Origin of the sequence: Methylocucumis oryzae (assembly GCF_000963695.1) — a bacterium.
Classification (GTDB): domain Bacteria; phylum Pseudomonadota; class Gammaproteobacteria; order Methylococcales; family Methylomonadaceae; genus Methylovulum; species Methylovulum oryzae.
Genome location: NZ_LAJX01000272.1, coordinates 1 through 14,261 on the forward strand (window position 1 = coordinate 1; position 14,261 = coordinate 14,261).

Annotated in this window: 13 protein-coding genes and 3 pseudogenes; 7 read left to right on the forward strand and 9 right to left on the reverse strand. The window is 43.3% G+C overall.

Features of this window, described 5'->3' with window-relative positions; all coding sequences use genetic code 11:
* Positions 1-545 precede the first annotated feature (545 nt).
* From VZ94_RS26210 to VZ94_RS19830, 4 genes are read left to right on the forward strand one after another with little or no spacing between them, the layout of a single operon-like run.
* Entirely contained in the window at positions 546-1,505 is a 960-nt protein-coding gene (locus VZ94_RS26210; RefSeq protein ID WP_192828686.1) for a hypothetical protein, read from the forward strand.
* Positions 1,420-2,451 carry a S8 family serine peptidase gene (locus tag VZ94_RS19820; protein ID WP_157844987.1) on the forward strand — a complete coding sequence of 344 codons (1,032 nt, stop codon included), beginning with the start codon at positions 1,420-1,422 and terminating at the stop codon, positions 2,449-2,451. Before VZ94_RS26210 ends, VZ94_RS19820 begins: the two co-directional genes overlap by 86 nt.
* Positions 2,361-2,858 carry an FG-GAP repeat domain-containing protein gene (locus VZ94_RS19825; RefSeq protein WP_338040549.1) on the forward strand — a complete coding sequence of 166 codons (498 nt, stop codon included), beginning with the start codon at positions 2,361-2,363 and terminating at the stop codon, positions 2,856-2,858. Before VZ94_RS19820 ends, VZ94_RS19825 begins: the two co-directional genes overlap by 91 nt.
* A complete protein-coding gene (locus VZ94_RS19830) occupies positions 2,840-3,121 on the forward strand; it encodes a hypothetical protein (RefSeq protein ID WP_045780551.1) in 282 nt (93 codons plus the stop codon). Before VZ94_RS19825 ends, VZ94_RS19830 begins: the two co-directional genes overlap by 19 nt.
* A gap of 101 nt (positions 3,122-3,222) precedes the next feature.
* On the opposite strand, the pseudogene VZ94_RS19840 reads toward VZ94_RS19830, so the two are convergent.
* The 4 genes and pseudogenes from VZ94_RS19840 to VZ94_RS19855 form a co-directional block, all read right to left on the reverse strand.
* A pseudogene (locus VZ94_RS19840) lies at positions 3,223-4,352 on the reverse strand (acyltransferase family protein).
* 6 nt (positions 4,353-4,358) lie between these two features.
* Positions 4,359-4,859 (reverse strand): SixA phosphatase family protein, encoded by a 501-nt coding sequence (locus tag VZ94_RS19845; RefSeq protein ID WP_045780554.1) that lies wholly within the window; start codon positions 4,857-4,859, stop codon positions 4,359-4,361.
* A gap of 65 nt (positions 4,860-4,924) precedes the next feature.
* Entirely contained in the window at positions 4,925-6,316 is a 1,392-nt protein-coding gene (pntB, locus tag VZ94_RS19850; RefSeq protein WP_045780555.1) for a Re/Si-specific NAD(P)(+) transhydrogenase subunit beta, read from the reverse strand.
* 9 nt (positions 6,317-6,325) lie between these two features.
* Positions 6,326-7,890 (reverse strand): annotated as a pseudogene (locus VZ94_RS19855) (Re/Si-specific NAD(P)(+) transhydrogenase subunit alpha).
* 287 nt (positions 7,891-8,177) lie between these two features.
* On the opposite strand from VZ94_RS19855, the gene VZ94_RS19860 reads away from it, so the two are divergent.
* From VZ94_RS19860 to VZ94_RS32915, 3 genes are read left to right on the forward strand one after another with little or no spacing between them, the layout of a single operon-like run.
* The gene (locus VZ94_RS19860; protein WP_239650106.1) at positions 8,178-8,723 is read left to right on the forward strand and encodes a hypothetical protein; all 546 of its coding nucleotides are present in this window, start codon (positions 8,178-8,180) and stop codon (positions 8,721-8,723) included.
* Entirely contained in the window at positions 8,716-8,922 is a 207-nt protein-coding gene (locus VZ94_RS29800; protein ID WP_239650107.1) for an Aq_1264-related membrane protein, read from the forward strand. Before VZ94_RS19860 ends, VZ94_RS29800 begins: the two co-directional genes overlap by 8 nt.
* A 25-nt stretch (positions 8,923-8,947) precedes the next feature.
* On the forward strand, positions 8,948-9,220 hold the full coding sequence (locus VZ94_RS32915) for an alanine-zipper protein (protein ID WP_369126311.1): 273 nt from the start codon (positions 8,948-8,950) through the stop codon (positions 9,218-9,220).
* Here the strand turns inward: VZ94_RS32915 and VZ94_RS19870 are convergent.
* The 5 genes and pseudogenes from VZ94_RS19870 to lpdA all read right to left on the reverse strand — a co-directional run.
* Entirely contained in the window at positions 9,217-10,119 is a 903-nt protein-coding gene (locus VZ94_RS19870) for a glycosyltransferase family 2 protein (RefSeq protein ID WP_045780557.1), read from the reverse strand. The genes VZ94_RS32915 and VZ94_RS19870 overlap by 4 nt on opposite strands.
* Entirely contained in the window at positions 10,119-11,075 is a 957-nt protein-coding gene (locus tag VZ94_RS19875; RefSeq protein ID WP_052700772.1) for a glycosyltransferase family 2 protein, read from the reverse strand. Before VZ94_RS19875 ends, VZ94_RS19870 begins: the two co-directional genes overlap by 1 nt.
* Before the next feature lie 241 nt (positions 11,076-11,316).
* Positions 11,317-12,030 carry an ABC transporter ATP-binding protein gene (locus VZ94_RS19880; RefSeq protein WP_045780558.1) on the reverse strand — a complete coding sequence of 238 codons (714 nt, stop codon included), beginning with the start codon at positions 12,028-12,030 and terminating at the stop codon, positions 11,317-11,319.
* Between the two features lie 46 nt (positions 12,031-12,076).
* Positions 12,077-12,838 (reverse strand): ABC transporter permease, encoded by a 762-nt coding sequence (locus VZ94_RS19885; RefSeq protein WP_052700773.1) that lies wholly within the window; start codon positions 12,836-12,838, stop codon positions 12,077-12,079.
* Between the two features lie 8 nt (positions 12,839-12,846).
* Positions 12,847-14,261 (reverse strand): annotated as a pseudogene (gene lpdA / locus VZ94_RS19890) (dihydrolipoyl dehydrogenase); the annotation flags it as partial.

Below are 14,261 nucleotides of genomic sequence, written 5' to 3' on the forward strand. Positions count from 1 at the left end.
TCGCTAAGGTATCAGAACCTACGCTGCTTAAGTTACCCGACACCCCGCTGACTTTTTATACTCTGGCACCGCTGGATCAACTTGTGTTACCGCGTGGGCAGAAAAAGTAGTTAATAATGCGCAAGTGACACTCGCAAACATTAGCAAAGGTTTAATATTTTTTCGCAAAGCTCATGAATTATTCTCGTTAAATTAAACAAACCATAACTGTGGTGGGCGGTATTATAGCCGACAGCTACCTATATTGGGGCATTTGTTACTGGCAAGTAGATTGCTAACTACTTAACACCAAGAAAAATCAATGCTATACGAGAAATATGACAGAATTATGAAATTAAAATTAAACTTGGTCTTAGCTGTATTTCACATTATTTAACCTATTGAATAAATGGAAAATAAATAGCACGTTTTTGTAAAATTTGAGCAAATTTTTAATAGTCAGCGAGCTAGTTGGTTATTATCATGGACATAAGCAATCTGCTTTAGCATATAACGTGCACAGTATTGTAATTGCAGTCCTTCAATCCCTATAACTAATAGGAGCAATGATGCCAAATAAAAACACAACTATGTTACGGATAGCGCTACTTACAGCCCTTACTTTACCGTGTCAATTATTATTTACGCCGTCAACATGGGCAATCAGTGATCCAGATTTACCGGAAGAGAATAGCCAAAAAACTACGCGCTCGTCAGAACATAAACGCCTGCTGCCTGATGAGCGTTATTCCAATCGAAAAAAACACATAAAAGTTAGCAACTTAACCGAAGTATTCAAAAACAGAATTGAAATTAAATTTACCAATGATAGTAAAATCCGTCTAAAACAAGGTGTTTTAACCACAAACAACGCTGACGCTCAAAATCAACTACAACAATTAACGCAGTTATTAAGCGCTACCGGACAATATGCGTTTGTACGAATGCATAGTTTGTCCGATGCCGAATTAGACTCATTAAAAGTTAAAGGCGAAAACAATACCGGTCATGAATTACCTGATTTAAAAACTTGGTTTTTTATCGTCCTCGATACGAGTTCCGAACAAGAATTGGCATTATTAATCAATCAATTAAATCAGTTAACTATCGTCGATTATGCCACAGCATCTAAGCTACCTGCGCCATCACCTGGCATGAGCGCTGAACAAGCGTCAGAGTTCAAAACCTATTGGCAACAACATAATACGGTGCCTTGGCCTAAGACGACTGAAACGTTCACTAAAGCCTTACCACCATCAATATCTAACAAACCTCGAACAGCTAAACCACCAGTACCAGAAAACTTAAGCGTACCAGCACCTTTACCCGAAAATTTTGTTGCCCAGCAAGACTACCGCGAAGCCGCACCCATCGGAATTGACATCGATTATGTTAACAATGCTTATTATGCAACGACGGGTTGGAATTGGGCGTATACCGATGTTGAATTTAGTTGGAATACTAAGCATCAAGACTTATCGAAAATTTCCGGCAACGTTTTTTGTCAATGGCGCACCGAGCGCTGATGCTTATAATCGTTGGCGCGATCACGGTACAGCCGTTATAGGTATTTTGAGCAGCGATAACAACAGCTATGGAACAACGGGTATGGTTTACGATGCTGACGTTAAGCTTTCTACACATTCACCAGACTCAGGTTATAACCCAGCAGCGGCTATTATCGCTGCTGCGAATCAATATTGGAAAGGCTCAGTCATTTTATTGGAAATGCAAACCTATGCGGACTTTGACTGCAATGGCTCTGACACTGAAGAATGGCTAGTTCCTATTGAATGGGACGCTTCGGCTAAAGCAGCGATTAAAACTGCAACAGCCAATGGTCGCATAGTCGTACAAGCAGCAGGTAATGGTAATTGCGATTTAGATTTAGCTGGATTTAAGGGCGAATTTAACCCTAATGACACGAGTAAAGATTCTGGCGCGATTATTGTCGGTGCTGGTGATAAATTGACCCGAAATAAAGCAATCTTCTCGACTTATGGTAGCCGGGTAGATACCCACTCTGAAGGGGATTTTCAGATTTATACCACTGGATACGGCGGAAGATATAATGCAGAAGGCGAAAACCTTTGGTATACCTCGTCGTTTGCTGGCACGTCTGGCGCTTCACCAATTGTTACAAGCGCAGCAGTTTCGTTATCTAGCATGTTATGGGAATACCACGGTTCGATTTGGGACCCTAAAGAAATGCGCGCGATTTTACGACGCGAAGGAACGCCACAACAGCAAGGTGGCCATATAGGGCCTAGACCTGATTTACGCAAGCAAGTTGAATCGATGGTTAATCGGCATTTACAAATGCAGTCAGCTGATTTTGATGGCGACGGTAAAACCGATTACGCAATTTTTTCGGCCATCGAATGGCCGTTTGGTATATTTACTATGCAACAGGTACAACGCAATCCTATCGCTGGGGGAAAAAAGGGGATATACCGGCACCTGCAGACGTAAGCGGTGATGGTCGAGCTGAGCTAATCGTATTCAGGCCAAGCAATGGTTATTGGTATATTCGTAGCTGGGACCCCTTGAAAGCATTTAGGCCTATCGCTTGGGGACAAAAAGGTGACATACCGGTACCTTTAGACTACAACGGAGATGGCAAAGCCGAATTAGCGGTTTATCGTAGACGCGCAGACGCCCAATCCTTCAGTCATTGGTATATTCGTTATTCGAGTAAATCAAGCGAAGATATTACTTGGGGCGAAGTCTCCGATACACCGATTTCACGCGATATGGATGGAGATGGTCGCGACGATTTAATTACATTCCGTGGCACAACGGGTGAATGGTGGATTCGCTATAGCTCTACAGGCGCGTTCCAAACGATTACGTGGGGACAGTGGGGGATATACCGTTAACATATAGAGATAGGCTTAACCGCTGGAATATAGCAGTCTGGCGTCCAAGTAATAGTACGTTTTATCCGCGAAACATCAACACGGGTGCAACTGCTGCTATACAATGGGGTGAACCAGGTGATGTACCACGCTTTGGCGACACTGACGGTAATGGCCATGACGAGTATATTATTTGGCGTCCTAATACAGGCGTTTGGTGGAATCTCACGACCAATTCGCAAATCCAATGGGGCTTGCCTAGTGATTTAGCCTTATCGAGATAATCCGTTAAAGAGTTGGGTACTTTTTTCCAAGTACCCAACTTTAAGAACTCATTACCAGGTGGATTGATACTAAGCCACCTTATTGAAAGCGTAATACCGTTTCAATTTATCTTAGCTTTTAGTGCGTAATTTTGTAAACTGCGTCCCAAAAACATACTAGTCATCTCAACATAACGATAAGACAGATGAGCAATTGTCAACGACACGGACACAGTAACCAACCAACCGAAAAACCAAAGACTTAATCGATTTAACTGAATAGCGTCTGCTAAGCTTAACAACCACGGCGTTACCCACATTAATACCAACATGTGCAGTAAATACACGCTATAAGACACCTTGCCCAAATAGCGTAATGCGTTACTGGACAAAAACGCTTGTGCTGTTTTAGACGCTAATACCGATAACAGCAATAATCCTGCCCCTGCCCCAGTTGCGAGCCATAATCCAGTATCGTTTAACAGCTTATATAGACTGTCGGCTGCGGTATATAACAAAAACCTAATACCCATAACCAGCCTAGCACACGGCGTTGCTGGGCTAAAAAGGCTAATGCACGTTTACCATATTTTGCAATCAACATGCCTAACATAAAATGCAAAGCAAAAGGCGAAACATTGGCAAACATAACAATAAATACTGTAAAGAAAACCAGCCACCGCCAGCTTCGTTGCAGTAATAACAGCGCTAAAGGCAATAATAATGACAACACCAACTCTATCGATAAGGTCCAGGCTTGAGGAATTAAGATAATGTCAGCCGGTAAGCGCAATAAAAAAGCTTCTTTCAACATCGCCCAATGCGTTAAGGCATGGCCGCGCCACATTTGATTAATCCACGCATCACTGGCTAAACGGGTCATCAGCACCGGAGCGTCATGCAGCCATTCATACAATAGCGCGCTAAGCGCCAACACGGCTAAATAAGGTAAGCCAATACGGCATAGACGGCTAACCAGATAAGCGGTTAATGAATAGTGCGTCATATCAATATCAGCAGCATCATGCACGTATTTGTACGACAACACCAAACCACTTAACACAAAAAACATAGAGACTGCCGCTGTGCCATCCCACCAAATATGTAGCGGTGAATAATCCAATAGCGCACTGCATAACGCACCTTGGCAAGGCAGGCCATACGCAATCACATAATGCTCATTAACCACCGATAACGCTGCTAATCCGCGCACAGCATCTAAATAAGCAATATGTAAAGGTTGTTTAGTCACAGTGCTCTAATCATTTAACGCATCAGCATCAATATAGGCCAGCAGCCTAGCTTTTTGTGGTGCTAAGTTTTGCCAATCGACTGAAAAGGTTAAGATGGCCAACGTAGCAGTATCTAACGTCAATCGGGTATTAACAATCATTAATTCAGCTAATAATTCTTCAAAGTCAGGATTATGCCCCACTAATAACAAACGCTGTAAACTCGCTGGCTGCTCGGCAAGAACTTGTTTAATCGTTGGCACGCCTTGCAAATACAAACGTTGATCTGGAACTATCGCAGTTTGCCAGGCAGGAAAATCGGCATAAAAACAATACGCCGTCGTGAATGCCCGGTTTGCAGGCGACGCGATTGTTTTGTCCGGTAACAAAGGCTGTTGCTGTAACCAAGCCCGCAAACGCTGTGTTGCCGCATAACCTCGTTTAGTTAAGGGTCTTGCAAAATCGCTGCCGTCTTCTACCGCTTGCTGCGCTTGTGCATGTCTTAACAACCATAATTCTCTCATCATTTATCTTTACATCCTGTGTAGCATCGAAACCGGCATAATACCGGTTTCGGCTAATATTTCGTTAACTAACCACGCAATGCTTTTAATACTGCCTGCAACATCGCATTTGCATCACCAAACAGCATACGTGTATTCTCCATCACAAATAACGGATTACCAACCCCGGCATAACCGGATGCCATACTCCGCTTCATAACAATCGTCGTTTCACTCTTCCAACATTCCAATACCGGCATACCGGCAATAGGACTGTTTGGGTCATCTAACGCGGAAGGATTGACAATATCGTTAGCACCAATGACGATAGACACATCAACCTCTGGAAAATCCTCGTTGATTTCATCCATTTCAAACACGATGTCATAAGGCACTTTGGCTTCGGCTAATAATACATTCATGTGTCCAGGCATACGACCTGCCACCGGATGAATACCAAAACCAACCTTTTTGCCCTTGTCTCTTAACAGCTTAGTAATTTCATAAACCGTATGCTGCGCTTGCGCGACGGCCATACCGTAACCCGGAATAATCATGATATTTTTCGCGGCTAATAACAAAGCGGCGGTTTCTTCAGCATCGATAGGTTGCACTTCACCTTCAACGACAGCGGCTGACGCTCCTGATACCGTACCAAAGCCGCCGGCAATGACGCTAATGAAATTCCGGTTCATCGCCTTACACATGATGTAACTCAAAATAGCACCGCTACTACCCACTAATGCTCCGGTTACGATTAACAAGTCATTGTTTAACATAAAACCAGTTGCCGCCGCTGCCCAACCTGAATAGCTGTTCAACATAGACACAACCACCGGCATATCAGCACCGCCGATAGCCATTACCATGTGTACACCAAACGCTAAGGCCAACAAGGTCATTAATAATAACGGAACCATGCCACCGCCCGTTGCGGCTTGCTGCATATACCAATAACCTAAAGCGATAACCAACAGTAATAAGGCCAAATTCAACCAATGCCGCGCCGGTAATAGCAATGGCTTACCGCTAATTTTTTCACTAAGCTTACCAAATGCAATGACTGAACCTGAAAACGTTACGGCACCGATTAACACACCGATGTATATTTCCATTTCATGAATGGTTTTCTCTGCACCGTTTAACTGAATAGACTCATCTAAAAAATTGGCATAGCCCACTAAAACAGCCGCCATACCGACTAAGCTATGCATAATCGCAACCAGCTCGGGCATCTGCGTCATTTCAACTTTTAACGCTGCTTTAGCGCCTATCGTAGCGCCTATCGCAATCGCTGCGACTAATAGCCCATAAGCCGTCACTGAACCGCTTAACGCCGTCGCCAATATAGCGATGGCCATGCCTATCATGCCGTAATAATTGCCTCGCCTGGACGTTTCCTGATTGCTTAAACCACTTAAGCTTAAAATAAATAAAATCGTCGCGACGATATACGACATGGTAACTAAACTATGTGACATCACTCCCCCTTATTTTCTAAACATGGCTAACATACGGCGAGTGACTAAAAAACCACCCGCTATATTGATAGACGCCATTAATATGGCCAATGCCGCTAAAATACTCACTAGCCAACTACTTGATGACACTTGAATAATTGCGCCGATAACGATAATGCCACTAATCGCATTGGTCACACTCATAAGCGGTGTATGTAAAGCAGGCGTGACATTCCAAATCACTTGATAGCCAACAAAACACGCGAGAACAAAAACAGTGAAATGCGCCATAAACGATTCCGGCGCGACCGCTCCGACACCAAACAACGCCAGGCCGCCTAATACCAGTGGCATTAAGGATTTTATTAAGCTGGATGACGAGCTAGCGTTAGTCTCTACCGGGCTTACAACAGGCGCGGGTTTTGCTTGAGCGGGTGCGGCAGAGAGTTTAGGTGGCGGTGCAGGCCAAGTGATAGCCCCGTCTTTAATAACAGTCGCACCTCGTATGACTTCATCATCCATGTTGACAAACACCGTGCCATTTTTCTCAGGGCATAAATCTGTCAATAAATGCCTTAGATTCGTCGAGTAAAGTTGGCTGGATTGAGTTGCTAACCGGCTGGGTAAATCGGTATAGCCAATCAATGTTACCTGGTTTTTCACCACCACCTTGCCCGATTCAGTCAGCTCACAGTTACCGCCTTGTTCAGCCGCTAAATCGACGATGACGCTACCCGGCTTCATCGATTGCACCATCGCTTCGGTAATTAATTTAGGAGCGGGTTTGCCTGGAATCAGCGCCGTCGTGACAATAATATCAACGTCTTTGGCTTGTTCAGCAAATAATGCCATTTCCGCCGCAATAAACTCTGGCGACATGGTTTTGGCATAACCGCCTGAACCCGACCCATCCTCAGCAAAATCCAGCATTAAGAATTCTGCATCCATACTTTCGATTTGCTCTTTGACTTCTGGTCTGGTATCGAACGCTCTAACGATAGCCCCCATACCTTTAGCGGCACCAATCGCGGCTAAACCTGCCACGCCTGCCCCAATCACTAATACTTTAGCGGGTGGAATTTTACCGGCAGCGGTAATTTGTCCGGTGAAAAAACGGCCAAAAATGCTGGGCCGCTTCAACAATAGCCCGATAACCGGCAATATTCGCCATAGAGCTTAATGCATCCATTTTTTGCGCTCTGGACATGCGTGGTACACAATCCATAGCCAAAAACTGTGGTCTGTAGACTGGCTAATTTTTCCATCAGCGCCGCATTTTTTAGCGCAGGCCAAATAAAGCTAATTAAACACTTTCCAGATGGACAATCCGCTAATTCATCAACGCCTTGCTCAACAGATAACATAGGCGCCCGCACTTTCATAATAATATCTGACTGCTGCCAAACACTTTGCGCATCAGGCAAAATCTCAACGCCTGCGGCTTGATATAAGTCATCACTGATATTAGCAGACAAACCGGCCCCACTTTCCAAACACATTGAAAAGCCTAGCTTCATAATGGCGGCGGCTGCTTCCGGTGTCGTAGCGACCCGCTTCTCACCCGGATAGATTTCTTTGGGTATACCTATCTTCATAGCATCTCCTGTAATAGTAGTCCTAGCCGTTAAGCTTGGATGACGCATTATTTTATTTGTTGTACGCGTAAAACAGACTTGATTAACACTAAACGTTCTAGCAAGCCCCAGGGTACGCAGGTATTGACATGGCAATACCTGAGTTGAGCATAGAAGAATACCTATGGCTTTTCAATAGAAAATCTTTGCTGCCCCATTAATAGCACTCATGCACTTGAAACCCAAAGAGGCTTATGGTGTGATGAATAACATGAACACGCTATTCCCTTCACTTAAGGCATTAACACATGGCTACCGAACACTTTCGCCGTTTTAAAGACATCTCTGTCAGTGAGCGAATACTCAACACCGTATTCTTATTAACCATAGGTTTAGGCTATTTAGCGGCTTTATTTAATCTGTACTACACCCATCAAGGTTTAGACGGTAAAGCAGGATTGTCAATAGAAGATGTCGTGATTAGTTATCACGGCTCAAATGACCGAACGCGCTTAGGCACGGCTATTACTGGCATTATGAAATCCAATCTGAAATACCTATCAGACCAAGACGTCATCCTAGAATGGATTAATTCGGGCGCTGAAGAACCAGGCTATAATGAAAAAATTGCGCCTATCTTGAATCGAGATTGCATTATTTGCCATAACCCAAGCGTCAATCCGTCTTTACCCGACTTAACTCATTATGCCGGTGTCGCCGAAGTCGCTCATGCGGGCGGTGCGACAATTCCACGTTTAGTACGAATATCACATATTCATTTATTTGGTATTGCGTTTATTTTATTTTTTATCGGTAAAAATTTTTATCTTATGCGATATTCCAGCGGTGGTTAAACGCATCGCCGTCGTCATTCCGTTTGCCGCTATGCTGACCGACGTCGCTTCTTGGTTTATCACTAAAGCTACACCCTCATTCGCTTACGTTGTCGTCATCTCTGGCACATTAATGGGCTTATCAATGAGCTTCCAAATCTTATTAAGTATTTATCAAATGTGGTTTTATCCTAAGGAAAACGATAATGCACACCTTTAAATTAATCATCGTTATAACCCTAGCTATGCTGCTATCCAACTGTGCTAGCTTTTCTGATGTCGAACATCTTCAAGCTCAACTTAACGCACTACAACCAAAAATTACTAACTTATCAGCTAAAGCGTCTTCGGCAAAAACCTCTGCTCAGCAAGCGCTAACAATAGCTACCGAAGCGAGTTCGAAAGCGCAACGTTCTGCGCATTATCTTCAAGACACTTTTGAAAAATTAACCCCACACATCTGTAGACTCCCTCGACCAATTAGACATACTATTAAAAACAAAAGCCGTAAACATTAATTCATCTGCCCTAAACGCTTCAGCAGTCCATGCCCTATACCTAACACCATCATGCTGAATTGTTTGACTCTAGGCTTGGCGAATACACTATAAAAGCCAAGTTTGAGCAATAACCGTGAAGCGTCGACACACTTCCAGTTCAGTGGAATATAAGACTGTTGATATAACCACACCGCATTACGAAAGTGATAATAATGTCTTAGCGGACTGTGCAAAGGAATTTGCCGACCTAAAAAAGCAATAGGCTTTTCGCCTAACTCATGTGCCATTTCGGCCGAACAGACGCCAAAACTTTGAAAGCCTAAACTTTTAGCTCTAAGCCCCCATTCAATATCAACATAATCAATAAACAGTTCAGGTAGCATTAAACCGGTAGCGTTAAGCGTTGTTACTGGAATTAAGCAACCGGATGCAATTAAATAATCGACATGGACAATTGAATCGAGCTTATCGCAAGCGCAACGCTGAAGCTTTAACCCTTGAATACGAATAAACGGAGGCGGATTATTTTGCCGGGTATCTAAATATCTCGGCCCTACCGCCGCGATACGTTGCTGTTGTTGCTGTAATTGTTCAACGGCGCTTAGCAACGCGTTAATCATAGTAGGTGCAGGACAGCTATCTTGATCGAATAACACAACATAATCAGCATACTGCTGAATCGCCCACTCAATGCCTATATTTTGGGCTGCAGCAACGCCTAAATTGCTAGACTGTGGCAAACAGCTCACATGGCTAAATTGCGTATTGTTTAACCAATCTACTAGCGAATTAGAAGCTGAATTATCAACAATAACAGTCTCCTTAACTTGCGTAGCAACTGCTGTTAATAATTCATGTAATCGTGTGAAATCGGGAAAATACGCAACAATAACAGCGACAACACGATGCGTAGCCATTAAATATTAATCATTCGACGTAATGGCACGGCAAACTTAGCAAACTCGACCAGTAAATTGATGACTTGCGCCGGGCAAGTCGTTAATATCCAACCGATAAGTTTTAATTTAAGCTTATACTTAAAGCCAACAAACTCGTTAGCCAGCACCATGTCACGATAAGAAAAATAAATGTTCACTAATTCCGTTTTATTTTTATCATCGTAAATCACAGCTTCTACCGCATCTTTAATAAAGCTAGAGCCAAACCTAGCGACTAATAAATCTCTAAAATAAAAACGGTTTTGGATTCTACTATCAGGGTAAAGTTGGCTTAATTTACAAAAATAACTAAAGCGGCTACGCGACATTAATACGCTGTAAGACGTTGAATTGGTATGAATACACCAAATCGTTACCGGCTTATCGACATAATAATTGCTATAACCTGCTCTGAACATGCGTAAAAAGAAATCATCATCTTCATAGCCTTTAAACTGCGTGTCAAAGCCACCAATTTCTAAAAACACTTTTCTAACGATTAACGACGCTGACGGCAAAATAAACATGTCTTGACAAAGTAAACTAATAATATCCCGTTTAGGATGAATCGCATGTTGCTTAACCATACTCATTCTAATGATATTACCTTCAGCATCGGCCTCATACAAATCCCCATAAACCACACCTAAGCGTAAATCGTCATCAGGAATTGCATCTAACAAGACTTCTATATGGTTTGGCAAAAAGTAATCGTCTTGATCTAAAAAACAAATATAGTCAGACGTCGATGCTTGTACGCCCTTATTTCGTGCAGAACCTTGACCACCGTTTTCTTTATGAATCAACGTGAATGGCATACGCGTTGCCAATTCATCGATAAAATCAGCTTCCTCTGATTTTGAACCATCATTAACCACAATCACTTCAGTCGCGGGTACCGTTTGTTCATATACGCTACGCAAACAAACGTTCAATAAACTTTGAGCCGTTGTAATACGGAATAACCACGACGACGTTTTTTTTTAGCTTTTTTTGCCATTAATGAATTTCCTTGGATATACTTTAAACGGTTAAGTTTTCGGTTTTTACATCTCGCTGTAGGGTACGCTATGCGTACCTTTTTATTGATTTTATTACGATTTTTTAATGGTACGCACAGCTACCCTACTCAAAAAAACCGAAAATTTGAACGTTCAGAGTCTATATGAGCGTGGGTTACAGCGTTACTATTTCCTGCAGTTGCCCATGCTCAAGCTTGAAAAACCGATTGCAATACTGCTTGATTAAATCATGGTTATGCGAAGCGAATACAAAAATACCTACCGATTTAATTAACGCTTCCATACGTTCTTTGGCTTTGATTTGAAACTCGGCATCACCGGTACCAAACACTTCGTCAACTAATAAAATATCAGGCTGCACCGAGGTTGCGACGGCGAACATTAAACGGGTGGCCATACCGGAGGAATACGTCCGCACCGGCAATTGCAAAAAATCACCTAATTGGGTGAACGCTTCAATATCAGGAATTCGGCTTTTAATGTCAGATAACGACACGCCCATTAAAACACCCATACGGATAATATTTTCATAACCGGATAACTCAACATCCATGCCCGCCCCCATTTCTAATACGGTGGCGACTTTGCCCGTCCTATGTATTAAACCAATATTAGGTTGATAAATACCCGCCATGGTGCGTAATAACGTGCTTTTTCCGGCACCGTTATGACCGATTAAGCCTACTGAATCACCGTCGCGTAACGTGAAATTGACGTCAGATAACGCCGTCACCCATTGAATATGGCCAGCTTCGTTTTCTATACGGCCACCGGTACTTATCCGCACCAACTGATTACGCAGCGACATGCTACGGCTGTTATAAATCGGGTATTGCACCGTCACATGCTCAAAGCAAAGTTCAGCCATATTAATTGAATATCACACCCAAAAGGCAATACGGTGACGTTTTTGATTAAACAACACCAATGTAAAACGCCCAACCTACGACTAACATGCTTATTAATGTCAGTACAATAAAGTTAGGCGGCGCTAAACCAAACAACGGATAACGAATGATTTCAATGAAATGCGAGAATGGATTAAACCACATGATTTGCTCGCTAAACGGCAAATAATTAGGTCGATAGAAAACCGGGCTAATGAACATCAGTAACGGCATTACCATCGCAATTAAATACTCTAAATCACGAAAACGCGCGCCTAACAAGCCTATCAGCAACGCTAACCACAAGAGATTTAATGTCACTAAGACTAATCCCGGTATGGCAAGCCAGGACTCAATAGTTAAGGGATGACCTAACACTAACGCTACCAAAAAGAAAACCGGTATGTTGTGCAAAAGATTAATCAAATGGCGCAATAATAACTGCGCAGGGTGAATACTCAGCGGTAAATTGAGATTTCTAATAATCGACGCTTGGCGGCTAAATAATACCGATGCCTCGCTGACGACACCGGCAATAAACTGCCATAAAATCAAACCTGCCGTCAGTGACGGTACAAAGGTTTTCGCATCCATGCGCAACAACTCACTCCACAGCAAACCTAAACCTGCCGAACCGCCCGCCGTGCCTAACGTCAACCAAAACGGCCCTAACACGCTGCGTTTGTAGCGGGCTTTCACATCGCTAAACGCTAAAAATAATACGATACGAAAACATTGGCTGGTCTTTACAACATCGGCAAGGCCTGGGTATTTGCTTATCGAGACCATGTCACCGACTATTTTTTAACATATAAATCGGTAATCGTGCCGTTTATCATCTCTGCGGCAAACGCAAACGTCTCGGATAAAGTCGGATGCGGATGAATAGTTAAACTAATATCATCGACATCAGCGCCCATTTCCAACGCTAATACCGCTTCAGCGATTAACTCACCGGCATTAGGTCCGACCATACCTGCACCTAAAATTCTACCGGTGTTTTTATCGCTAATGATTTTGCTAATGCCTTCTTTGCGTCCCATACTGAGTGAACGACCGCTGGCCGCCCAAGGGAATACCCCTTTGTTATAGTCAATGCCTTGCTGCTTAGCTTGGTTTTCTGTTAAACCCATCCAAGCGACTTCAGGGTCAGTATAGGCCACCGATGGAATCGTTAACGCATCGAAGCTAGCCTTATGACCTGCAATCACTTCTGCCGCAACTTTACCTTCATGCGTGGCTTTATGCGCTAGCATAGGATTGCCGACAATATCGCCTATCGCATAAATATGCGCGACATTCGTGCGTTGTTGTTTATCGACCGGAATAAAGCCTTGCTCGTTAACGCTAACGCCTGCTTGTTCGGCGGCAATTAATTTACCATTCGGCCTACGACCGACAGCCACCAGTACTGCATCAAACGTATCTTCAATAAGATTTCCGTCTTTTGCTTCCATTTTGACTAATAAGCCGTCTTCTTTAGCCTCAATAGCCGTTACTTTGGTTTCTAGCCAAAATATTAGCGTATTGTTTTTTAATTTGGCGGAATAACGGCGTAATCAAATCTTTGTCGCAACCTGGAATAATTTGATCCATGAGTTCAACCACACTAATACTAGAACCCAACGCGTGATAAACCGTTGCCATTTCTAAGCCGATAATACCACCTCCGACGATTAGTAACTTTTTCGGGATGAACGGCAATGCGAGTGCATCGGTAGAATCCCAAAGCCTTGCATCATCATGGGGAAAGCTTGGAATTTTCGTCGGCTGCGAGCCTGCCGCAATAATCGCTTGTTGAAACTGCACTTGAGTAACGCCTGATGCAGTTTGCACATCTAATGTATTTGCTGAACTAAATTGCCCCGTGCCTTGAATCACCGTCACTTTGCGCTGTTTTGCCAGTCCTGCTAAACCATCATTTAAGGTTTTGGTTACGCTTTGCTTCCAGGCACGCAGTTTATCTAAGTCCAATTCTGGCTTAGCAAAGGTAATTCCATGTTGCGCCATTTGTTCGGCTTCATGTATCACTAACGCAGTATGCAATAACGCTTTTGACGGAATACAGCCGACGTTTAAACACACGCCACCCAATACAGGTTCGCGCTCAACTAAAACGACTTGCTTACCTAAATCCGCTGCTCTAAAACGCCGCTGTGTAACCACCTGGGCCACCGCCTAATATTAATACTTCTGCTTGTACACTCTCAGT